The organism is Streptomyces sp. NPDC087428, assembly GCF_044744085.1.
GTDB lineage: Bacteria > Actinomycetota > Actinomycetes > Streptomycetales > Streptomycetaceae > Streptomyces.
In genome coordinates this window covers 308,164-328,042 of record NZ_JBIUXR010000012.1, presented here as the reverse complement: position 1 = coordinate 328,042, position 19,879 = coordinate 308,164, and the positions used below count along the sequence as shown (strand labels likewise).

Sequence of the window (19,879 nt, the reverse complement as noted above, 5' to 3'; positions counted from 1 at the left end):
GCCCCCCGCCCCCCGGCCCCCGCCCCCCCCCCCCCCCCCCCGGGGGGGGGGGGGGCGCGGGGGGGGGGGGGGGCCCCCCCCCCCCCCCCCCCGTCCCGAAAGGCACCCCCATGGACCTCGTCATCCGCGACGCCCGCGTCATCGACGGCACCGCCACCCCCTCCTACCGCGCCGACGTCGCCGTCCGCGACGGCCGCATCGCGGAGATCCACCCGGAGCACGCCCCGGGCCCGCGCCCCTCCGCCGCCCGCACGCTCGACGCCGGCGGTCTCGCCCTCTCCCCCGGCTTCGTCGACATGCACGCCCACAGCGACCTCGCCCTGCTCCGCGACCCCGACCACAGCGCGAAGGCCGCGCAGGGTGTCACCCTCGAAGTCCTCGGCCAGGACGGGCTGTCGTACGCCCCCGTCGACGACCGCACCCTCGCCGAGGTCCGCCGGTCCATCACCGGCTGGAACGGTGACGGGAGCGACATCGACTTCGACTGGCGCACCGTCGGCGAGTACCTGGACCGGCTCGACCGCAACTTCGGCGGCCGGGGCATCGCCGTCAACGCCGCCTATCTGATCCCGCAGGGCACCGTCCGGATGTACGCGGTCGGCTGGGACGACCGGCCCGCCACCGACGCCGAGCTGACCCGGATGAAGGAACTCGTCGCCCGGTCCATGACCGAGGGCGCCGTCGGCATGTCCTCCGGGCTCACCTACACCCCGGGCATGTACGCGGACGACGCCGAACTCACCGCGCTCTGCCGGGTGGTGGCCCGGCACGGCGGCTACTACTGCCCGCACCACCGCTCCTACGGGGCGGGCGCGCTGGAGGCGTACGAGGAGATGGTGCGGCTCACCCGTACCGCGGGCTGCGCCCTCCATCTCGCGCACGCCACCATGAACTTCGGGGTGAACGAGGGGAAGGCGCCGGAACTGCTCGGCCTCCTGGACCGGGCCCTGGACTCGGGCGCCGACATCTCCCTCGACACCTACCCGTACACCCCGGGCTGCACGACGCTGGTCGCCATGCTGCCGAGCTGGGCGAGCGAGGGCGGACCGGAGTCGATCCTGGCGCGTCTCGCCGACGACACGGCGGCCGCGAGGATCCGCCACGCCATGGAGGTCGTCGGCGCGGACGGCTGCCACGGTGTGCCGATCGAGTGGGACACCATCGAGATCTCCGGCGTCAGCGTGCCCGGACTCGACGCGTACGTCGGCCGTACGGTGGCCGAGTCCGCGCGGCTGCGCGGCGAGGAGCCCTGGGTGACCGCGCGGCGGCTGCTGCTGGAGGACCGGCTGGGCACGACGATCCTCCAGCACGTGGGCCACGAGGAGAACGTCCGGCAGATCATGCGCCACCGCGTCCACACCGGCGGCAGCGACGGCATCCTCCAGGGCGACAAGCCGCATCCGCGCGCGTACGGCACCTTCCCGCAGTACCTCGGCCGGTACACGCGGGAGCTGGGCATCCTCACGCTGGAGGAGTGCGTCGCCCACCTCACGTCCCGCCCGGCGGCCCGGCTGGGGCTGACCGACCGGGGTCACGTGCGCGAGGGCTACCGCGCCGACCTGGTGCTGTTCGACCCGTCGACGGTGGCCGCGGGCTCGACGTTCGAACAGCCGCGCACCCTGCCGTTCGGCATCCCGCACGTGCTGATCGACGGCCGCTTCGTCATCGAGGACGGCAGGCGGACCCAGGTCCTGGCCGGCCGGTCGGTGCGCTCCGCGCCCCGCGGGTAGCCGCCGCCCGGCTCAGGCCCCGGCCGCCCGCTCCCGTGCCCACGCCAGGTCCTCCTCCGTGGGTGCGTCGTCCTGGGTGAGCGCCCGCCGCCAGTAGCCGCTGAACTCGACGGCGGACCTGGGCAGTCCGCGTTCCTCGACGAGGTGGCGGCGCAGCGCACGGACCGTGCCGGCCTCGCCCGCGAGCCAGGCGGCCGCGCCCTCCCCGGGCAGCGCGGCCGACCGGACCGCGTCCAGCAGCGATGCGCCCGCGTCCCGGTGCACCCAGCGCACGGTCAGCTCGGCCGCGGTGTCGAAGCGCTGCTCCTCCGCGGCGTCGGCGACCTCGGCGCAGACCGTCGCCCGCGCACCGGCCGGCAGCGATGCGAGGATCGTCCCGATCGCCGGGAGCGCCGACGCGTCGCCGGCCAGCAGCAGGTGCCCGGCCCCGGGCAGCGGCCGCGCGTACGCCGAGGACGGGCCGACCATGCCGGCCACGTCCCCGGGCCCGGCGGCGCGGGCCCAGCGGGTGGCGGGCCCGCCCTCGCCGTGGAGCACGAAGTCGACGGCCATGAGCCCGGAGCCGGGGTCGTACGAGCGGACGGTGAAGCTCCGCATGAGCGGCCGCTCCGGTTCGGGGATCGCGAGGTACGCCTCGTACCACCGCATGCCGTAGGTGTCCTCGGCGTCCGGCTCGGGCAGCCGGGGCACGCGCTGCCCCGGCCTCGGGAAGCAGAGCTTCATCTGCTGGTCGGGCCGGTCCTCCATGAGCGACGCCAGCGCGTCCCCGGAGAAGGTGATCCGCAGCATCCGCGGGGTGATCCGCTCGACATCCGCGACCCGCACGTACGACACAGCCAAGGTCCGCGCCACCGCGACACCAGCCTCTCTCACCGGGGTTTGATACTTTACGCCATAAGGAGTTGCCGGGGAACGAAGTTACTTTACGGCGTAAGGAGTCGCAAGTGGTGGTCTATGCCGGGCAGGGCGATGCCCGACGGTCGATGTCCCTGCTGTGGCGCTCGGCCGCGCCGGAGCAACCGGACCGCACCCCCGGTCCCGGCCCCAGGCCCGGACTGACGGTCGACGCGATCGTGGCCGCCGCGATCGCCGTCGCCGACGAGGACGGCATGACCGCGCTCTCGATGCGGGCGGTGGGCGAACGGCTCGGGCGAACGGCGATGGCGCTCTACACCTACGTTCCCGGCAAGAGCGAACTGCTGGACCTGATGTACGACGCGGTGCACGCGGAACTCCCGGCCGCCCGCTCCGGAGCCGGCGACTGGCGCACGGATCTGACGGACTGGGCGCGGGACACGCTCGCGTTCCACCTGCGCCACCCGTGGGTGCTCCAGGTCTCCCGGGCCCGTCCGGTGCTCGGCCCGCACGAGTACGCCGGCCTGGACACGCTCGTGCGCTGCCTCTACGGCACGGGGCTCGACGCCGGGGCCGTCAGGCGGCTGGCCGGGACGCTGTCCCAATTCGTACGGGGCGCCGCGCAGACCGTCGCCGACGCACGCGAGGCGGCGTCGGCGACGGGTCGGCCGGACGAGGAGTGGTGGTACGCCCGCTCGGCGGCGCTCGTCGAGCTGGTCCCGGACTTCGCGGACCGCTACCCGGAGTTGAGCCGGATGGAGCGGGAGTCGACGCCGCCGGAGCCGGCCGGGGACGACACGGTCCCGTATCCGGAGCGGGAGGCGCGCGCGACATTCGCCGCGGGCCTGGACGTGCTGCTGGACGGCATCGGGGCGGCGGTCCGGCGCAACCGGGGGTCAGGGCGTACGGACACGCCCTGACCCCCTCGGTTCACCAGCGGTACCACCGGCCGCGACTGGCTCCGGCCCCCGAACGCATGAGGAATCCGAGCAGCCAGACCACGAGCACGATGCCCGCTATCCACCAGAGCAGATTGAGCGCGAATCCGGCACCGAACAGCACCAGGACGAGCAGAAGAACGACTAGCAGGGGAACCATTTTTATCAACCTCCAGAAATCCGAGTTCCCGGGACCCGCTCATCCACACCTCGGAATCGAAATCCTTTCCGGACCGGGCAAGAACGTTTCCCCTCCGTTTTCCGGGGCACTCGGGGCGCATGAATATTTCTGCGACAGCCCGAAAAGGACATGGAAAGGCAAGACGCGCAGGAAGCGGTTCAGCGGTCGAGGCGGGCGGCCGTGCGGGGTTCGTGGCCCGTGGAGTCATCTACTTCCTGGTCGGCGTCCTGGCCCTGCGCATAGCGTTCGGCGACACCGGCGGTGGCGGCGGAAAGACGGCGGACCGGGGCGGGGCGCTCAGCGAGATCGCGCAGAAGCCCTTCGGGTCCGTCCTGCTGTGGGTCCTCGGTGTCGCCCTGGTGGGAATGGCCCTGTGGCGGCTGTCCGAGGCCGCGTTCGGGGCCGCGGGCCCCGACGGGCGGAAGGCGACCAAGCGGCTGGCGTCGGCCGGGCGCGCCGTCTTCTACGGCTTCATGTCCTACTCGGTCCTGATGTTCGCGGCGGGCGACAAGGGCAGCGGCAGCGGTTCCAGCGACGCGCAGTCGCAGGACGTCACGGCACGGGTCCTGGACATGCCGGGCGGCCGCTGGCTGGTGGGGGCGGGCGGCGTGGCCGTCGCGGGCGCGGGCCTGTGGATCGCCGGCCGGGCCGCGCTGCGCAAGTTCCACAAGCATCTGCGCACGGGCGAGATGTCACGCACCGAACGACGCGCCGTGGACATCACCGGCGTCTTCGGCGGGGTCTCCCGCGGGCTCGTCTTCACGGTGGCGGGCGGTTTCGCCGTGGCAGCCGCGGTGAAGGCCAGGTCCGGCCAGGCGAAGGGCATGGACGACACGCTGCGGTCCTTCACCGCGACACCGGCCGGCCCCTGGCTGCTGGCCCTGATCGCGGTGGGGCTGGCGGCCTTCGGCCTCTTCTCCTGCGCGAACGCCCGGTGGCGCCGGATCTGATTTCTCCCGCGTGAACGCCCGGTGGCGCCGGATCTGATTCTCCTGCGCGAACGCCCGGTGGCGCCGGATCTGAGGGAGCGGACGGGTCCGGGCGGGGCGGGAGTGTTCTCCCGCCCCGCCCGACCGCGCTCCCGCCGTTACGGCTTGGGCAGCTCGCACCCGGCCGCGTCCAGGTCGAACGCGTTGCCGGCGCCGATGCACGGCACGATGCCGTAGGTCTCCTGGGCGTAGTTGATGCCCTCGCGGACCGTCACCCGGCCGTTCTCATCGACCTCGCACGGGTTGTTGTCCGTGCACTGCTGACCGTCCTCGTTGCCGGTGTTGTTGACGGCGACGACCTTGCCGGTGGCGTTGTCGATCACCGGCGAGCCGGACGTGCCGCCGATGGTCTGGCAGGCGGAGGTGTAGCGGACCGAGTCCTTCCAGGTCCACTCCCCCTCCTTGAGGCGGTAGACGAACCCGTCGACGTTGCAGCTGTAGGTGCGCTTCCAGTACCCGGACGCGACCGTGATCGCGGTGCCCTGCACCGGGTGCGCGGTGTTGAGCTCCAGCGCCTTGATGCCGTAGCTGCTCTCGATCTGGGCGTACGTGGAGGTGAGTTGGTACACCGATATGTCGGTGTCCGTCATCGTCCCGTACGCGATCTTGCTCGCCCGCAGCGTGCCGACGCCGGTGCCCGCGTTGTTCAGCAGGGTGAAGGTGCGGGTGGACGGCTGGTCGATCACGACCTCGCCGGGCCCGGGGAAGCCGGACTCCATGCAGTGCCCGTTGGAGAGCACGAGCGCGGGATCGCCCGGCTGGGAGCCGGGCGTACGGACGACCGATCCCGAACAGTTGCTGAGCGCCACGGTCCCGGCGAAGCCGACGGCCTTGGTCCTGGCCTTCGCTCCGACTGCCGCGTGGCTCGATGACGCCGCCGCCTTGACCGTGCTGGGCGCTGCCGCGTCGTGGCTCATGGCCGCGGTCGCGGGTGCGGTGCCGGCTCCGAGGAGCAGAACGGCGAAGAGCGCACCGACGAGAGGCTTTTTCATGTGGGGGTCCCCTCTAGTGACCAGTGCAGAGCGTGTGGGGCCTCTGCGACCGGAGTTCTTCCGGTTTTGACATGCGCATGGTGGCGTATTGAGGGGAGCCGCACAAGGGGCGGATTCCGGCCGCCGGGTCCGTTCCGTTCGGCACGCGCCCCGCCCGCTCAGGTCACCAGGCCCTGGCGGTAGGCGTAGACGACCGCCTGGACCCGGTCCCGGAGCCCCAGCTTGCTGAGGATGCGGGACACGAAGGTCTTGACGGTCTCGTGACTGATCAGAAGGGTCACGGCGATCTCGCTGTTGGAGAAGCCGTCCGCGATGAGGCGGAGGACCTCCAGTTCGCGCGGGGTCAGCGGGATGTCGTGCGGGGTGCCGTCGACGGGCCGGATCCGGGCCGCGTACCGGCCCACCAGCCGGCGGGTCACCTCGGGGTCCAGCAGCGCCGAACCCGTCTCCACCGTTCTTATCCCGTGCAGCAGTTGGGCCGGCGGTGCGTCCTTGAGCAGGAACCCGCTCGCCCCGGCGCGCAGCGCCTCGTAGACGTACTCGTCCAGGTTGAACGTGGTCACCACGAGCACCTTGACGGGATGGGCCACCCCGGCGCCGGCCAGCAGCCGGGTGGCCTCGATGCCGTCGAGCACCGGCATCCGGATGTCCATGACGACGACGTCCGGGCGCAGTTCACCGGCCAGGTCGACCGCGGTCCGCCCGTCCCCGCACTCGCCCACCACCTCCAGGTCGGGCTGGGCGTCGATGATCGTGGCGAGGCCCGTGCGCACCAGGATCTGGTCGTCGCAGATCAGGACCCGGATGGGCGCGGTCACGAAGGGCTCCCGGCGGGTATGCGCGCCCGGACGACGAAGCCGCCGTCGGCGCGGGGGTCCGCGCTGAAGTCGCCGCCGAGGACGTCGACCCGGTCACGGAGACCGGCCAGGCCCCGCCCGCTGCCGCCGGGGACCTTGGCCCTCGATCCGGAGCCGTCCGTGCCGACCTCCACGGTGATCTCTCTTTCGCTGTGCCGTACGTGGACCGAGGTCCGGCTGCCATGGGCGTACTTGAGGGCGTTCGTCAAGGCCTCCTGCACGACCCGGTAGGCCACCAGGTCGGCGCTGCCGGTCGACGCGGCCGGGGTGCCCTGCTCGGTGAACTCCACCGGCTGCCCGGCGCGGCGGGTCTGCTCCACGAGGGTGAGGACCCTGCCGACGGTCGGCGTCCTGGCCTCGGCGCCGTGGTCGGGGTTGAGGAGGTCGAGCAGGTGGCGCAGATCGGTGATGGCCCGGCGGCCGGTGTCGGTGACCGTGGTCAGGGTCTCGTCGAGACGGTCGGGCGCGGCGGTCAGATAGCGTGCCGCCTCGGCCTGCACGACCATCGCCGTCACATGATGGGTCACCACATCGTGCAGCTCACGCGCGATGCGGGTGCGTTCGGCGACCCGGGTGTCCTCGGCGACGCGGTGACGGCGTTCGGCCTCCAGGGCGCGGGTGTAGCGCAGCCAGGTGCCGGTTCCCCAGGCGAGGGCGAGAGCCAGGTAGAACGCCACGAAGTCGGCGACGCTCTCGCCGGGCCCGATCCGGGAGAGCGCGACCGCCAGTGCCGCGTACCCCCCGGAGAGCACGAACGCGACGGGGCGCCGGTGCCGTTCCAGATAGGACCCCGCGCTCAGCAGGGCGATGGGCAACGCGGTCCCCGCGAGCAGGTGGTAGCCGCGGAGCTGGTCCAGGGCGAAGCCGAGCGGCACCAGCACGAGGCAGACCATCGGCAGCCGCCGCCGCACGGCGAGCGGGAGGCTCTGGAGGGCGACGGCGACGACGGCCAGCGCGTCGAAGGAACGTCCGGGCAGGCCGCCGACCTCCGTCCCCCGGTTGTGCAGGGCCGGCAGGAACGACGCGCCGAGGAAGACCAGCCCGAGGGGCAGGTCGCGGACCGTGACGTCCAACCGGTGCCACAGCTCGGGGAACTTACGGAGACTGGTCACCGGGAGACTGTAGTGGCGTCGGCCTCGGCCTCGACAACACGCCGGCCGCGCCGGGGCACCAGGTTGCCGCGCCGGTGGGCCAGCCACATGAACGCGATCGTCAGCAGCACGCCGAACAGCACGGAGTACACGCTCCCCTCCGGGCCGAAGTCACCGCCGGTGATCCACTTCGAGCCCGAGGTGGTGGAGTCGAGTATTCCCTTCGGGGTGTCGTTGCCCGAGACCTCCGTACTGAAGATGCCGGACGCGGCGAAGTTCCAGCCGAAGTGCAGGCCCATGGGCAGCCACAGCGTGCGGGTCGCGGCATACGCCGCGGCCAGCATGCCGCCGGCCTCGATGGCGATGGCGACGGCGCCCCACAGGCTCGCGTTCGGGTTGAGCAGATGCATCAGACCGAACAGCGCACCGGTCAGCACCAGCGAGAGCCAGGTGCCGCCCCACTCCTCGACGAGCCGGAACAGGACGCCGCGGAACACCAGTTCCTCCGTCACGGCGGCGGCCGCCATGAAGCCGAACAGCCCCACCGCGCCGGTGACCGAGCCCAGGCCGTCGACCTCGTAGTCACCGGCGAAGGCCAGGTTGGTGATGACGGCCGCGAACAGGGCGACACCGATCAGCACGCCACGGCCGGTCGCCGGCCCGGCACCCTCTGCGGACAGCTCCGTGACCGCGCGGCGCTCGGTCCGCCCCACCACCCACTTGTACGTACCCACCGCGAGCACGACCGCCAGGAGGCCGACAACGAGCGTGAGCCAGGGGTTCCCGTCCACCGCGGCAACGCAACGGCCACCGATCATCCAGGCGGCGACGACGGCCAAAAGCTGCCAGACGACTCTCATCAGAACTCCCTTTCCGGGCCGGCGGGCCCCTCGCCGCGGCTTCGCTCGAACGCTACGGATCGGGCGGCCCGGAATCGTCACCGCACGGTGGACACCCGCGCGTAGCTCGCACGGGGGACAACGCCCGCGCACGGCACCCGCGGCGGGAGTCGTGCTGCCGCCGCGGGCCTTCCCGGGCTCTCCCCGGGCCACTGTCGGACCCGCCTGACAGACTTCCGTCATGACTGATGCAGTGAAGGGACCCGCCTCCTATTTCCCGTCGATCGAGCAGAAGTACGGCCGCCCGGTCGCGGAGTGGAAGGACCTCATCCGCGCCTCGCCGCTGACGAAGCACATGGAGCTCGTGGCCTGGCTCAAGTCCGAGCACGCGATGGGACACGGCCATGCCAACGCCCTGGTCGCGCACACGCTCGCCGAGGACAAGGGCAAGTAGTCCGGGCAGCGGTGCGGGCGCCGGGCCGGCGGACACCCGGAGGCGTGGGGCCGGACCGGCTGCGTACCGTCGGAGCATGACCTCCGACCACGAGCACGTTCTCGACCTCGACGCCTATCTCGCCCGCATCGGCTGGAGCGGGGAGCGCCGGCCCACCGTTGCCGTGCTGCGCTCGGTGCACCGTGCGCACGCGCTGGGCATCCCCTTCGAGAACCTGGACCCCGTCCTCGGCACCGTGCCCTCGCTCGCCCCGGCCGATCTGGAGGCGAAGCTCGTCCGCGGCGGGCGCGGTGGCTACTGCTACGAGCAGAACACGCTGCTCACCGCCGCGCTGAGGGCGCTCGGCTTCGAGGTCACGCTGCTCTGCGCCCGGGTGGTGCTGGGCGCGCGCCCCGGGGACGTCCGGCCGCGGACGCACATGCTGATGCGGGTCGGGGTGCCGGGCGAGACGACGCCGTACCTCGCCGATGTCGGCTTCGGCGCCCGGGGCTCGCTGCTGGAGCCGATCGCGCTGGTCACGGGGGCCGAGCTGCGCGACGCCCCGCGCCACCACCGGCTCGTCCACCCGCCGCACGACGGGCCGCTGGAGCTGTGGGAGCTCCAGGCCGAGGCGGACGGCGGGGTGTGGGAGGCGCAGTACGCGTTCACGGTGGAGCCGTTCGAGGCGCCCGACTTCGAGGTCGTCAACTGGCACATCGCGACCAACCCGCGCTCGCCGTTCGCACGTCTGCTGTACGTCCAGCGCACCACGGAGGACGCCCATCTGGCGCTCTCCGGCCGCACCCTCGTGGTGACGTCGGACGACGGCGGGCGCGAGGAGCGGGAGCTGGCGGACGCGGCCGAGGTGGAGCGGGTCCTCGCGGACGCCTTCGCGATCCGGCTGCCGGAGGGGGCCCGGCTGCCGGAGTGACGGTCCGCCGCGGCGCCCCGTGGCGCATCTCACCCGTGCCGGCCCGTCACGTCCCGCGCCCACCCCTTTCCAAGCCCGGCCCCCGTCCGCGCCCCGGGTTCCCACGGTGCGCGGGCGGTGGGCGCATGGGATGGAAGCCCGGGGCGGGCCGGCCGGGCGACCCGGGTGGGTCAACCTGCGGGGAAAGGCCGGGCACCCCGCGAAACACAGTCGTAAGCTCGCAGACATGCAGGTCATCCAGTCCACGAAGCTCGCCAACGTCTGTTACGAAATCCGGGGCCCCGTGCTTGAGGAGGCGATGCGGCTGGAGGCAGCGGGCCATCGCATCCTGAAACTGAACACCGGCAACCCCGCCGCGTTCGGTTTCGAGTGCCCGCCGGAGATCCTTGAGGACATCCTGCGCAACCTCTCCGGGGCGCACGGCTACGGCGACGCGAAGGGGCTGCTGTCCGCGCGGCGGGCGGTGATGCAGCACTACCAGACCAAGGGGATCGACCTCGACATCGAGGACATCTACCTGGGCAACGGCGTCTCCGAGCTGATCCAGATGTCGATGCAGGCGCTGCTCGACGACGGGGACGAGGTGCTCGTACCGGCTCCGGACTATCCGCTGTGGACCGCGTCGGTCTCGCTGGCCGGCGGCACGGCCGTGCACTACCGCTGCGACGAGCAGTCCGACTGGATGCCGGACCTCGCCGACATCGAGCGGAGGATCACCGACCGCACCAAGGCCATCGTGATCATCAACCCGAACAATCCGACGGGTGCGGTGTACGACGACGAGATGCTGCGCGGGCTGACGGAGATCGCCCGGCGCCACAACCTGGTCGTCTGTTCCGACGAGATCTACGACCGGATCCTGTACGACGGGGCGACCCACACCCCGACCGCCGCCATCGCGCCCGATCTGATGGTCCTCACCTTCAACGGGCTCTCCAAGAACTACCGGGTGGCGGGGTACCGCTCCGGCTGGATGGCGGTCTGCGGGCCGAAGGCGCACGCCTCCTCGTACATCGAGGGGCTGACGATCCTGGCCAACATGCGGCTGTGCGCCAACATGCCCTCGCAGCACGCCGTGGCCACCGCGCTCGGCGGGCGGCAGTCGATCAACGAACTGGTGCTGCCGGGCGGCCGCATCCTGGAGCAGCGGGACGTGGCGTACGACCTGCTGACGCAGATCCCGGGTGTGACGTGTGTGAAGCCGAAGGGGGCGCTGTACCTCTTCCCGCGGCTCGACCCGAAGGTCTACAAGATCAAGGACGACCGGCAGATGGTCCTCGACCTGCTGCGGGCCGAGAAGATCATGGTGGTGCAGGGGACGGGGTTCAACTGGCCGGAGCCCGACCACTTCCGGGTCGTGACGCTGCCCTCGACCGAGGATCTGACGGACGCGATCGGCCGGATCGCCCGCTTCCTGGACGGGTACAGCCAGGTGTAAACCCGGTCCCTGCGATGGTTCCCATCGACCGGTCGCGAATCTGGACAACTTTAGACTGAATCCAAGCTAGGATGGTTCCACAGCATCACCAGGAGGCCATCCATGTACGAACCGATCCGCACCAAATCGGTCCACACACCGGCCGACCACGCCGACGACTTCCCGCACCGCACCCGCGAGGAAGAGCTGGACATCCAGCTCGCCGGACATCTGGCCGCACTGCTCGCGGTCACCGACGAACTGGGACTCGGCGAGGCGGGCGACCGCATCGCCGGACAGGTCGCACGGTTGCGCGGTACGCCGCCCACCCGGCACGCCGGTCTGACCGAAGCCCCCGCACCCGCCCTGCACCGCCGCGCCCACGCCCTCGCGGGCCGCGCGCTGGTGGTGGCGGCGTCCCGCGCCGACACGGCCGTCGCGATCCTCTCGGCCGAGCGCATGGACGCCCACGCCGCGGCGGCCCCGGCCGCTGCCGCCGACTCCCCCGCGACCCCGTCGCACCTGGTCGGCGCCCTCTGACGGCCCCGGCCCACGTGCCGTAGAGGCGCGTGGGCCGGGTGCCACCTACCGGCTCCCGGGGGATCAGCCCAGCCGCTGGACCAGGGCGCGGTACTCGTCCCACAGCTCCTTCGGCGCGTGGTCGCCGAAGGTGTTGAGGTGCTCGGGGATCAGCGCCGCCTCCTCGCGCCAGACCTCCTTGTCGACCTTGAGCAGGAAGTCCAGGTCCGACTCGGAGAGGTCCAGGCCCTCGGTGTCGATCGAACCCTTGGCCGGCAGGATGCCGATCGGCGTCTCGACGCCCTCGGCCTTGCCCTCCAGGCGCTCGACGATCCACTTCAGGACGCGGCTGTTCTCACCGAAGCCGGGCCAGACGAACGTGCCCGCCTCGTTCTTGCGGAACCAGTTCACGTAGTAGATCTTCGGCAGCTTCGACTGGTCCGGCTTGTCCGCGCCGACCTTGATCCAGTGCTTCATGTAGTCGCCCATGTTGTAGCCGCAGAACGGCAGCATGGCGAACGGATCGCGGCGCAGCTCCCCGACCTTGCCCTCGGCGGCGGCGGTCTTCTCGGAGGCGACATTGGCTCCGAGGAAGACGCCGTGCTGCCAGGTGAAGGACTCGGTGACCAGCGGTACGGCCGAGGCGCGGCGGCCGCCGAAGAGGATGGCCGAGATCGGCACGCCCCTGGGGTCCTCCCATTCCGGCGCAATGATCGGGCACTGCCCGGCCGGGACGGTGAAGCGGGCGTTGGGGTGGGCGGCGGGCGTGCCGGACTCGGGGGTCCAGTCGTTGCCCTTCCAGTCCGTGAGGTGCTCGGGCAGTTCCTCGGTCATGCCCTCCCACCAGACGTCGCCGTCGTCGGTGAGGGCGACGTTGGTGAAGACGGAGTTGCCCCACATGGTCTTCATGGCGTTGGCGTTGGTGTGCTCGCCGGTGCCGGGCGCGACGCCGAAGAAGCCGGCCTCGGGGTTGATCGCGCGGAGCCGGCCGTCCTCGTCGAACCGCATCCAGGCGATGTCGTCGCCGATGGTCTCGACGGTCCAGCCGGAGATCGTGGGCTCCAGCATGGCGAGGTTCGTCTTGCCGCAGGCGCTCGGGAACGCCGCCGCGACGTACTTCGACTCACCGCGCGGCGGCGTGAGCTTGAGGATCAGCATGTGCTCGGCGAGCCAGCCCTCGTCGCGCGCCATGACGGAGGCGATGCGCAGCGCGTAGCACTTCTTGCCGAGCAGGGCGTTGCCGCCGTAGCCGGAGCCGTAGGACCAGATCTCGCGGTCCTCGGGGAAGTGCGAGATGTACTTGGTGGAGTTGCAGGGCCACGGAACGTCCTCCTGGCCCTCCTCCAGGGGAGCGCCCAGAGTGTGGACGGCCTTGACGAAGAAGCCGTCGGTGCCCAGCTCGTCGAGGACGGGCTGTCCCATCCGCGTCATGGTGCGCATCGAGACGGCGACGTACGCGGAGTCGGTGATCTCCACACCGATCGCGGAGAGCGGCGAGCCGACGGGGCCCATGCAGAAGGGCACGACGTACATGGTGCGGCCGCGCATGGAGCCCCGGAAGACGCCCTGGTCCCCCACGAAGATCTCCCGCATCTCGGCGGGGGCCTTCCAGTGGTTCGTCGGACCGGCGTCCTCCTCCTTCTCGGAGCAGATGAACGTACGGGTCTCGACCCGCGCGACATCGCTCGGGTCGGAGGCGGCGTAGTACGAGTTGGGGCGCTTGATCTCGTCGAGTTTGGTGAACGTGCCCTTGGCCACGAGCTCCCCGCACAGGCGCTCGTACTCGGCCTCCGAGCCGTCGCACCAGACCACCCGGTCCGGTTCGGTGAGGGCTGCGATCTCGTCGACCCAGGAGACGAGCTCCTGGTGGTTGGTGGGAACAGTGAGGGGAGCCGCGATGTCGCGCGCCACGATCGCTCCTTGATGAGGGTGTCTGTCTGGAAGGTGCCCCGTGGGGGCTGCGACCCGGATGCTTCTACCCCTTCGAATTACCCCTGGCGCTCATCCGGTGCCGACCGCACTCATTTGATCATCCGACCGTTCCGCCCATATGTCCAGAGGGCCGCCCACGTGAGCATCACCACTCATATCCGCAACCTACGGTGGCGTAGGTACGATGCGGGAATGACTGCCGCCGCCGCGCCCGAACCCGCCGGGCTGGATCCAGCCGGGACCGCCGAAGTCGAACTGAAGCCACGGATGCGCGGCTGGCTGCACGCCGGCATGTTCCCCGCGGTCCTCATCGCGGGCATCGTGCTCATCGCGCTCACGGACACCGCGCGCGGCCGGATCGCCTGCGGCGTCTACATCCTGACCGCGTGCCTGCTGTTCGGCGTGAGCGCCGTCTACCACCGAGGCACCTGGGGGCCGCGCGGCGAGGCGGTGCTCCGCAGGCTCGACCACGCCAACATCTTCCTGATCATCGCGGGCACCTACACCCCGCTGACCCTGCTCCTCCTGCCCCGCTCCACCGGGACGCCACTCCTGTGGGCGGTCTGGGGCGCGGCGGTCGCGGGCATCGCCTTCCGGGTGTTCTGGGTCGGCGCCCCGCGCTGGCTCTACACGCCCTGTTACATCGCGATGGGCTGGGCGGCGGTCTTCTTCCTGCCGGACTTCATGCGGACCGGCGGGATCGCGGTGCTCGTGCTGGTCGTCGTCGGCGGACTGCTCTACAGCGCCGGCGGCGTCATCTACGGCATCAAGCGGCCGAACCCGTCACCGCGCGTGTTCGGATTCCACGAGGTCTTCCACTCCCTGACCCTGGCGGCGTTCGTCGTGCACTACGTCGGCATCTCCCTGGTGGCGTACAGCCAGAACTGAGCCCCGCCACCTCCTCAGCCCGCTCCCCCTCATGGCCGTGACTTCCGAGTCACGGCCATGACGCGCGTCCGGGCACGTATCCGGCCACCCCTCACCCTCGCATTGACACTCACCATCTTTTGAGAGTTACTGTCATTTGACTAACACTCTCAAAGGAGAACACCGTGAACCGACGCTGGTGGGCCCTGGGCGCGCTGGTGGCGAGCATGCTCGTCCTCGGCTTCGACATGACGATCCTCAACGTGGCACTCCCGACCATGGCCGGTGAGCTCGGCGCCTCCACCGGCGCGCAGCAGTGGATGGCCGACGCGTACGTCGTCGTGTTCGCCGCGCTGATGCTTCCGGCGGGACTGCTCGGCGACCGCTTCGGCCGCCGGCGGATGCTCATCACCGGCCTCGGCATCTTCCTCGTCGGCTCGCTCATCGGCACACTCGCCGACGACGTGCCGACCGTGATCGCCGCCCGCGTCGTGATGGGCGTCGGCGGTGCGCTCGTGATGCCGCTCGCCCTCGCCGTACTGCCCTCGCTGTTCGGTGAGCCGAAGGACCGGATGAAGGCCATCGGCATCGTCTCGGCCGCCTCCGCGCTCGGCCTGCCGCTCGGCCCGATCCTGGGCGGCTGGCTGCTCGACCACTTCTGGTGGGGCTCGGTCTTCCTGGTCAACATCCCGATGGTGGGCATCGGCGTCGCCGCCTGTGTGTTCCTGCTCCCGGAGACCCGCGACCCGGCGGCCCCCAGGGTCGATATCGTCTCCACCGTGCTGACCGCGACCGGTCTCGGCGCCCTGATCTACGCGGTCATCGAGGCGCCGGGCCGCGGCTGGGGCGACCCGCTGGTCCTGGCCGTGCTGGCGGCGGGCGTGGTCCTGATCACCGCACTCGTCCTGCGCGAGCGCAGGGCCGCCCGCCCGATGCTCGACATGTCCCTGCTGCGGCAGCGGGCGTTCCTGCTCAGCGCCCTCGCGGCGACGCTCGTGATGTTCGTACTGGCGGGGCTGATGTTCATCCTGCCCGGGTACCTCCAGGCCGTGCTGGGCAACGACGCCTTCGGCACCGGGGTGCGGATGCTGCCGATGATGGGCGGGCTGATCGTCGCCACCCGGGCGGGCGGCCCGGTCAACGCACGCTTCGGGGCCCGCGCCACGATGTCGGCGGGACTCGTCGTGCTCGCCTTCGCCGCGCTGCTCGGCAGCCGCACCACGGTCGACAGCGGCTACGGCTTCACCGCGCTGTGGCTCTCCGTCGCGGGGGTCGGCTTCGGCTTCGCCGTCGTCCCCGCCATGGACGCCGCGCTGGGCGCCCTGCCCCCGGACCGCGCCGGCAGCGGCTCGGGACTCCTGATGACCGTGCGCCAGACGGGCAGCGCCCTCGGGATCGCCCTGCTGGGCAGCCTGCTCGCCGGCGCCTACAGCGGGCGGCTCGACACCGCGGGCGTACCGGCCGCCGCCGCGGACACCGCCGGGGACTCGGTCGTCGCCGCCCACGCCGTCGCGGCCAGGCTCGGCGTGCAGCGGCTCGCGGACTCCGCCGACGCCGCCTACCTGCACGGCATGAGCCTGGTCATGCTGGTCATCGGCGCCACCGCACTGGTCAGCGCCCTGCTGGTCGGGGCCCTCATGACCGGCCCGGAGCAGAAGCGGAGCGAACCGGCCGACGTGGCCGCCACCCCGGTCGATGCCTGACAATGGCGACCATGGCCGCCACCTCCCGTACCCCGTCCCCCGCCGCACCCGGTGCACAGCCCCCGATGGGGCTGCGCGAGCGCAAGAAGCTCAGGACCCGGGTCGCGATCCGGCAGGCGACCTACCGGCTGATCTCCGAGCAGGGGTACGACGCGACGACCATCGAGCAGATCGCGGAGGCGGCCGAGGTGTCGCCGAGCACGGTGTTCCGGTACTTCGCGACGAAGGAGGACATCGTCCTCACCGACGAGTACGACCCGGTCATGGCGGCCGCGCTCCGGAGCCGTCCACTGGACGAACCTCCGCTGGAGTCCCTGCGGTTGATGATGCGGGAGGCACTCGCGTCGTTCATGACCGCGGAGGACGAAGAGCTGCGCCAGCGCACCCGGCTGATGGTGGAGGTGCCCGCCATCCGGGCGCGGATGACGGAGACCATGTCGGACACGGCGAAGCTCCTCTCCGAGGTGGTCGCCGAACGCGCCGGCCGCAGCGCGGACGACCTGGAGATCCGGGTCTTCATCGCGGCGGTGCTGGGCGCGCTGCGCGAGGTGACGCTGTACTGGGGCGAGCACGGCCTGGAGGGCGACATCGTGGAGATGATCGACACGGCCCTGGACACGCTGGGGGGCGGCCTGCGGCTGTGACGCCGGTCAGGACGCGGCGCCCCCGAGGGCGTCCGCCAGCACCGCCGGGTCCGTCGTCGGCGCCTCGCAGACGAAGTGCCTGCACACGTACGCGGTCGGCGCGCCGTCCACCATCGGACGGTCCGCCAGCAGCGGGAACTCCGACCCCGCCGTCTCCCCGGCCGCGACCACCGCGCCGGGCGCCCGTCCCAGCAGCGCCGTACGGTGCAGCTCACCGCCGACCGGCCCGGCGACGGCCACCTCGCGCGGCCCGTCGAGCAGCGCCTCGGCCACCGCGAGCCCCCAGCCGATGAACCGGGGCGCCTTCGGGCCCAGCGCCTTCACCACACCCAACGCCCCCTCGGCGGCGGTGCGGTGGGGCTCCGACCCGGTGTACGCGGCGTACGAGAGCAGCGCCCCGGCCGCCGCCGTCCAGCCGGCCGGGGTGGCACTGTCGGTGGGGTCCTGCGGGCGCCGGATCAGTTGCTCGGCATCGTCCGCGGTGTCGTACAGCTGGCCGCCCTCGCCGGTGAAGTGCTGGAGCACGATGTCCAGCAGGAAGCCCGCGAACTCCAGCCAGACGCCCTCGCCGGTGACCGCGGCCAGGGCGAGGAAGCCCTCCGCCACATCCCCGTAGTCCTCCAGCACCCCGGCGTGCTCACCGGCGCGGCCGTCCCTCGAGGTACGGACCAGCCGGGCGACCGGGCCCATGTGGAGGCGCACCAGCAGGTCCGCGGCCTCGGTGGCGCGCTCGATCAGGTCGGGGCGGTCGAAGTACGCGCCCACCTCGGCGAGCGCGGCGACGGCCAGCCCGTTCCACGCGGCGACCACCTTGTCGTCCCGCCCCGGCCGCTCGCGCAGCTCACGGGCGGCGAGCAGCCGGGCCCGCACATCGGCGGCCCGCGCGTCGTCCACGACCTGGCCCGTCCGCGGCGGGTGGTGCGGGCCCTTCGGCGGGAGCCGGAGCACAGAGGAACCCTCCTCGAAGGTGCCCTCCTCCGTCACCCCGAAGTGCTCGGCCGCGAACGCGGCGTCGTCCTCGCCCAGCACCTCGCGCAACTGCGCCGGCGTCCAGACGTAGTACGCGCCCTCGACGTGCCTGCCGTGGGCGTCCTCGCTGTCCGCGTCGAGCGCGGAGGCGAAGCCGCCCTCTGCGGTACGCAGCTCCCGGACCATGAAGTCGGCGGTCTCCAGGGCCACCCGGCGGGCCGACTCCGAGCCGGTCGAGCGCCACAGGTGGGCGTAGACCCGGCAGAGCAGCGCGTTGTCGTAGAGCATCTTCTCGAAGTGCGGTACGACCCACTCCCGGTCCACCGAGTAGCGGGCGAAACCGCCGCCGAGCTGGTCGTACATCCCGCCCCTGGCCATCGCCTCGCAGGTGTCGGCCGCCATCTGGAGCGCACCGTCCGCGCCGGTACGGGCGTGGTGGCGCAGCAGGAACTCGATCGTCATCGACGGCGGGAACTTGGGGGCGCCGCCGAAACCGCGGTTCTTCTCGTCGTACTCACGGGTCAGTCCGAGCAGGGCCTGCGCCAGCTCCGACTCGGCGGGCAGCCCCTCGCCGCCGTGCGCGAGTGAGCGCTCCGACAGATCCCGGACGATGCGCCCGGCGACCTCGCCGACCTCGTCGCGCCGGTCGGTCCAGGCGGCCACCACGCCTTCGAGCACCTGCCGGAAGGACGGCAGGCCGTGGCGGGACTCGGGCGGGAAGTACGTCCCGAAGTAGAAGGGTTCGGCGTCGGCGGTGAGGAAGACGGTCATCGGCCAGCCGCCCTGCCCGGTCGCCGCCTGCACGGCCTCCATGTAGACGGCGTCGACGTCGGGGCGCTCCTCGCGGTCGACCTTGACCGGCACGAAGTGCTCGTTCAGGTACGCCGCGACGTCCTCGTCCTCGAACGACTCATGAGCCATCACATGGCACCAGTGGCACGCGGAATAGCCGACCGACAGCAGAACGGGGACGCCGCGCCGCCGCGCCTCCTCGAAGGCGTCCTGCCCCCAGGGCCACCAGTCGACCGGATTGTCAGCGTGCTGCAGCAGATAAGGCGAGGTCACACCAGCCAGCCGGTTCATACGGCCCAGCCTCTCACAGGGCCCGATCGTGCCGGCGAAGCCCGCGCGGCCCCGCCGCGCTCCGGACAGGAGGAGGCAGCGGGGAGACGCCCTCGCGCGTCAGGCGCCCCGGCGGCACAGGACAGTAGGCTGAAACCGGCAGCGCGGGGACCCGCCGAGGCTCCTCGAACTCGAAGGAGGTACACCATGACCGCCGAGATGGTGGCGCCCGCCTGGATGCATACGCAGATCAGCGCGGAGCAGTACGACTCCTGGTCCGAGGAGCAGTGTGCCGGTATTGAGATCGTGGACGGGATGGTCGTCGTGAGCCCGAGCGCCTCCAAGCGGCACAACCGGCTGACCAGGATCCTGGCCAATGCGCTGGACGCCGCCGCGGGCCCGGACTGGAACGCCGACACGGACTTCGATGTCCGCCTCCAGGACGTCCCCCTCACCAACCGCCGTCCGGACGTCATCGTCTACCGGGCGGAGACCATCGACCTCACGCCTACCCGCCCCGAGCACGTGCTCCTGGTCGTCGAGGTGGTATCGCCCGGCTCGGAGACCACGGACCGGATCGTGAAGGTCGACCAGTACGCCAAGGCCGGCATCCCCTTCTACTGGCGGATCGAACAGGCCGCCACCGGTGTCCCCATCATCTATACCTACGTCCTCGACCCCGCCACCAAGACCTACCGGGACGGCGAAATGTTCACCGGCGCGGTCAAGGCCGCCGTGCCCTTCTCCGTGACGGTCGACCTGGCAGCCGTCTGACACCGCCCTACGTCGCACCCCCGCGCCCCGTTCCCCCTGCCGCTGTCGGCGCAGTCTCGCGGACGCCCTGTCGCGCACCGGCCGGAGGCAGGAGACTGGTACTCCGTGCTGCCGGGTGCCGGTCCGGCCGACGGGCGGGAACCGAGGGGGACTTAT

The 19,879-nt window shown here is 71.7% G+C and carries 19 protein-coding genes; 11 read left to right on the top strand and 8 right to left on the bottom strand.

The features are described from left to right. Positions 1–110 precede the first annotated feature (110 nt). Positions 111–1,730: an amidohydrolase family protein gene (locus tag ACIO3R_RS26715; protein ID WP_402109257.1), complete on the top strand. Its 1,620-nt coding sequence runs from the start codon at positions 111–113 to the stop codon at positions 1,728–1,730. A gap of 12 nt (positions 1,731–1,742) precedes the next feature. Here ACIO3R_RS26715 and ACIO3R_RS26710 read toward each other — a convergent pair whose 3' ends face one another. Beyond that, the gene (locus tag ACIO3R_RS26710; protein WP_385036128.1) at positions 1,743–2,603 is read right to left on the bottom strand and encodes a siderophore-interacting protein; all 861 of its coding nucleotides are present in this window, start codon (positions 2,601–2,603) and stop codon (positions 1,743–1,745) included. 71 nt (positions 2,604–2,674) lie between these two features. Between ACIO3R_RS26710 and ACIO3R_RS26705 the strand changes: the two genes are divergently transcribed. After that, positions 2,675–3,505: a TetR/AcrR family transcriptional regulator gene (locus ACIO3R_RS26705; protein ID WP_402109253.1), complete on the top strand. Its 831-nt coding sequence runs from the start codon at positions 2,675–2,677 to the stop codon at positions 3,503–3,505. A 10-nt stretch (positions 3,506–3,515) separates the two neighbouring features. Here the strand turns inward: ACIO3R_RS26705 and ACIO3R_RS26700 are convergent, their stop codons facing one another. Next, the gene (locus tag ACIO3R_RS26700; RefSeq protein ID WP_385036126.1) at positions 3,516–3,692 is read right to left on the bottom strand and encodes a hydrophobic protein; all 177 of its coding nucleotides are present in this window, start codon (positions 3,690–3,692) and stop codon (positions 3,516–3,518) included. Between the two features lie 110 nt (positions 3,693–3,802). Here ACIO3R_RS26700 and ACIO3R_RS26695 point away from each other — a divergent pair, with 110 nt between their 5' ends. Beyond that, on the top strand, positions 3,803–4,654 hold the full coding sequence (locus ACIO3R_RS26695; RefSeq protein ID WP_385036125.1) for a DUF1206 domain-containing protein: 852 nt from the start codon (positions 3,803–3,805) through the stop codon (positions 4,652–4,654). 137 nt (positions 4,655–4,791) lie between these two features. Here ACIO3R_RS26695 and ACIO3R_RS26690 read toward each other — a convergent pair whose 3' ends face one another. From ACIO3R_RS26690 to ACIO3R_RS26675, 4 genes are all read right to left on the bottom strand, one after another. Continuing rightward, positions 4,792–5,685, bottom strand: a complete 894-nt coding sequence (locus ACIO3R_RS26690; RefSeq protein ID WP_385036618.1) for a serine protease — start codon at positions 5,683–5,685, stop codon at positions 4,792–4,794. Between the two features lie 158 nt (positions 5,686–5,843). After that, the gene (locus ACIO3R_RS26685) at positions 5,844–6,503 is read right to left on the bottom strand and encodes a response regulator (RefSeq protein WP_402109251.1); all 660 of its coding nucleotides are present in this window, start codon (positions 6,501–6,503) and stop codon (positions 5,844–5,846) included. After that, entirely contained in the window at positions 6,500–7,654 is a 1,155-nt protein-coding gene (locus ACIO3R_RS26680) for a sensor histidine kinase (RefSeq protein ID WP_385036616.1), read from the bottom strand. The genes ACIO3R_RS26685 and ACIO3R_RS26680 overlap by 4 nt, the downstream gene beginning before the upstream one ends. After that, positions 7,651–8,493 carry a lysostaphin resistance A-like protein gene (locus tag ACIO3R_RS26675; protein ID WP_402109248.1) on the bottom strand — a complete coding sequence of 281 codons (843 nt, stop codon included), beginning with the start codon at positions 8,491–8,493 and terminating at the stop codon, positions 7,651–7,653. Before ACIO3R_RS26675 ends, ACIO3R_RS26680 begins: the two co-directional genes overlap by 4 nt. A gap of 220 nt (positions 8,494–8,713) precedes the next feature. On the opposite strand from ACIO3R_RS26675, the gene ACIO3R_RS26670 reads away from it, so the two are divergent. From ACIO3R_RS26670 to ACIO3R_RS26655, 4 genes are all read left to right on the top strand, one after another. Beyond that, positions 8,714–8,926 carry a DUF4287 domain-containing protein gene (locus ACIO3R_RS26670; RefSeq protein WP_385036614.1) on the top strand — a complete coding sequence of 71 codons (213 nt, stop codon included), beginning with the start codon at positions 8,714–8,716 and terminating at the stop codon, positions 8,924–8,926. Between the two features lie 76 nt (positions 8,927–9,002). After that, positions 9,003–9,836, top strand: coding sequence for an arylamine N-acetyltransferase (locus tag ACIO3R_RS26665; protein ID WP_402109246.1), 834 nt, complete (start codon positions 9,003–9,005; stop codon positions 9,834–9,836). A 226-nt stretch (positions 9,837–10,062) separates the two neighbouring features. After that, positions 10,063–11,274 (top strand): pyridoxal phosphate-dependent aminotransferase, encoded by a 1,212-nt coding sequence (locus ACIO3R_RS26660; protein WP_385036612.1) that lies wholly within the window; start codon positions 10,063–10,065, stop codon positions 11,272–11,274. 102 nt (positions 11,275–11,376) lie between these two features. Further along, the gene (locus tag ACIO3R_RS26655) at positions 11,377–11,793 is read left to right on the top strand and encodes a hypothetical protein (RefSeq protein WP_385036611.1); all 417 of its coding nucleotides are present in this window, start codon (positions 11,377–11,379) and stop codon (positions 11,791–11,793) included. Between the two features lie 63 nt (positions 11,794–11,856). On the opposite strand, the gene ACIO3R_RS26650 is transcribed toward ACIO3R_RS26655, so the two are convergent. Continuing rightward, entirely contained in the window at positions 11,857–13,683 is a 1,827-nt protein-coding gene (locus tag ACIO3R_RS26650) for a phosphoenolpyruvate carboxykinase (GTP) (RefSeq protein ID WP_385036610.1), read from the bottom strand. 213 nt (positions 13,684–13,896) lie between these two features. Here ACIO3R_RS26650 and ACIO3R_RS26645 point away from each other — a divergent pair, with 213 nt between their 5' ends. From ACIO3R_RS26645 to ACIO3R_RS26635, 3 genes are all read left to right on the top strand, one after another. Further along, positions 13,897–14,592: a hemolysin III family protein gene (locus tag ACIO3R_RS26645; RefSeq protein ID WP_385353868.1), complete on the top strand. Its 696-nt coding sequence runs from the start codon at positions 13,897–13,899 to the stop codon at positions 14,590–14,592. 206 nt (positions 14,593–14,798) lie between these two features. Beyond that, entirely contained in the window at positions 14,799–16,274 is a 1,476-nt protein-coding gene (locus ACIO3R_RS26640) for an MFS transporter (protein WP_402109294.1), read from the top strand. 11 nt (positions 16,275–16,285) lie between these two features. Further along, positions 16,286–16,918, top strand: a complete 633-nt coding sequence (locus tag ACIO3R_RS26635) for a TetR/AcrR family transcriptional regulator (protein ID WP_385036608.1) — start codon at positions 16,286–16,288, stop codon at positions 16,916–16,918. A gap of 6 nt (positions 16,919–16,924) precedes the next feature. Here the strand turns inward: ACIO3R_RS26635 and ACIO3R_RS26630 are convergent, their stop codons facing one another. After that, the gene (locus tag ACIO3R_RS26630) at positions 16,925–18,970 is read right to left on the bottom strand and encodes a thioredoxin domain-containing protein (RefSeq protein WP_385036607.1); all 2,046 of its coding nucleotides are present in this window, start codon (positions 18,968–18,970) and stop codon (positions 16,925–16,927) included. Positions 18,971–19,156: 186 nt separating this feature from the next. Here ACIO3R_RS26630 and ACIO3R_RS26625 point away from each other — a divergent pair, with 186 nt between their 5' ends. Beyond that, on the top strand, positions 19,157–19,723 hold the full coding sequence (locus ACIO3R_RS26625; RefSeq protein WP_402109241.1) for a Uma2 family endonuclease: 567 nt from the start codon (positions 19,157–19,159) through the stop codon (positions 19,721–19,723). The last annotated feature ends 156 nt before the right edge of the window (positions 19,724–19,879 follow it).

Excerpts from the sequence above, each read along its gene's own strand:
- ACIO3R_RS26715 (WP_402109257.1), top strand. The coding sequence starts at position 111 with ATGGACCTCGTCATCCGCGACGCCCGCGTCATCGACGGCACCGCCACC.
- ACIO3R_RS26695 (WP_385036125.1), top strand. The coding sequence starts at position 3,803 with ATGAATATTTCTGCGACAGCCCGAAAAGGACATGGAAAGGCAAGACGC.
- ACIO3R_RS26690 (WP_385036618.1), bottom strand. The coding sequence starts at position 5,685 with ATGAAAAAGCCTCTCGTCGGTGCGCTCTTCGCCGTTCTGCTCCTCGGA.
- ACIO3R_RS26675 (WP_402109248.1), bottom strand. The coding sequence starts at position 8,493 with ATGAGAGTCGTCTGGCAGCTTTTGGCCGTCGTCGCCGCCTGGATGATC.
- ACIO3R_RS26670 (WP_385036614.1), top strand. The coding sequence starts at position 8,714 with ATGACTGATGCAGTGAAGGGACCCGCCTCCTATTTCCCGTCGATCGAG.
- ACIO3R_RS26665 (WP_402109246.1), top strand. The coding sequence starts at position 9,003 with ATGACCTCCGACCACGAGCACGTTCTCGACCTCGACGCCTATCTCGCC.
- ACIO3R_RS26660 (WP_385036612.1), top strand. The coding sequence starts at position 10,063 with ATGCAGGTCATCCAGTCCACGAAGCTCGCCAACGTCTGTTACGAAATC.
- ACIO3R_RS26655 (WP_385036611.1), top strand. The coding sequence starts at position 11,377 with ATGTACGAACCGATCCGCACCAAATCGGTCCACACACCGGCCGACCAC.
- ACIO3R_RS26645 (WP_385353868.1), top strand. The coding sequence starts at position 13,897 with ATGACTGCCGCCGCCGCGCCCGAACCCGCCGGGCTGGATCCAGCCGGG.
- ACIO3R_RS26640 (WP_402109294.1), top strand. The coding sequence starts at position 14,799 with ATGCTCGTCCTCGGCTTCGACATGACGATCCTCAACGTGGCACTCCCG.
- ACIO3R_RS26635 (WP_385036608.1), top strand. The coding sequence starts at position 16,286 with ATGGCCGCCACCTCCCGTACCCCGTCCCCCGCCGCACCCGGTGCACAG.
- ACIO3R_RS26630 (WP_385036607.1), bottom strand. The coding sequence starts at position 18,970 with ATGAACCGGCTGGCTGGTGTGACCTCGCCTTATCTGCTGCAGCACGCT.
- ACIO3R_RS26625 (WP_402109241.1), top strand. The coding sequence starts at position 19,157 with ATGACCGCCGAGATGGTGGCGCCCGCCTGGATGCATACGCAGATCAGC.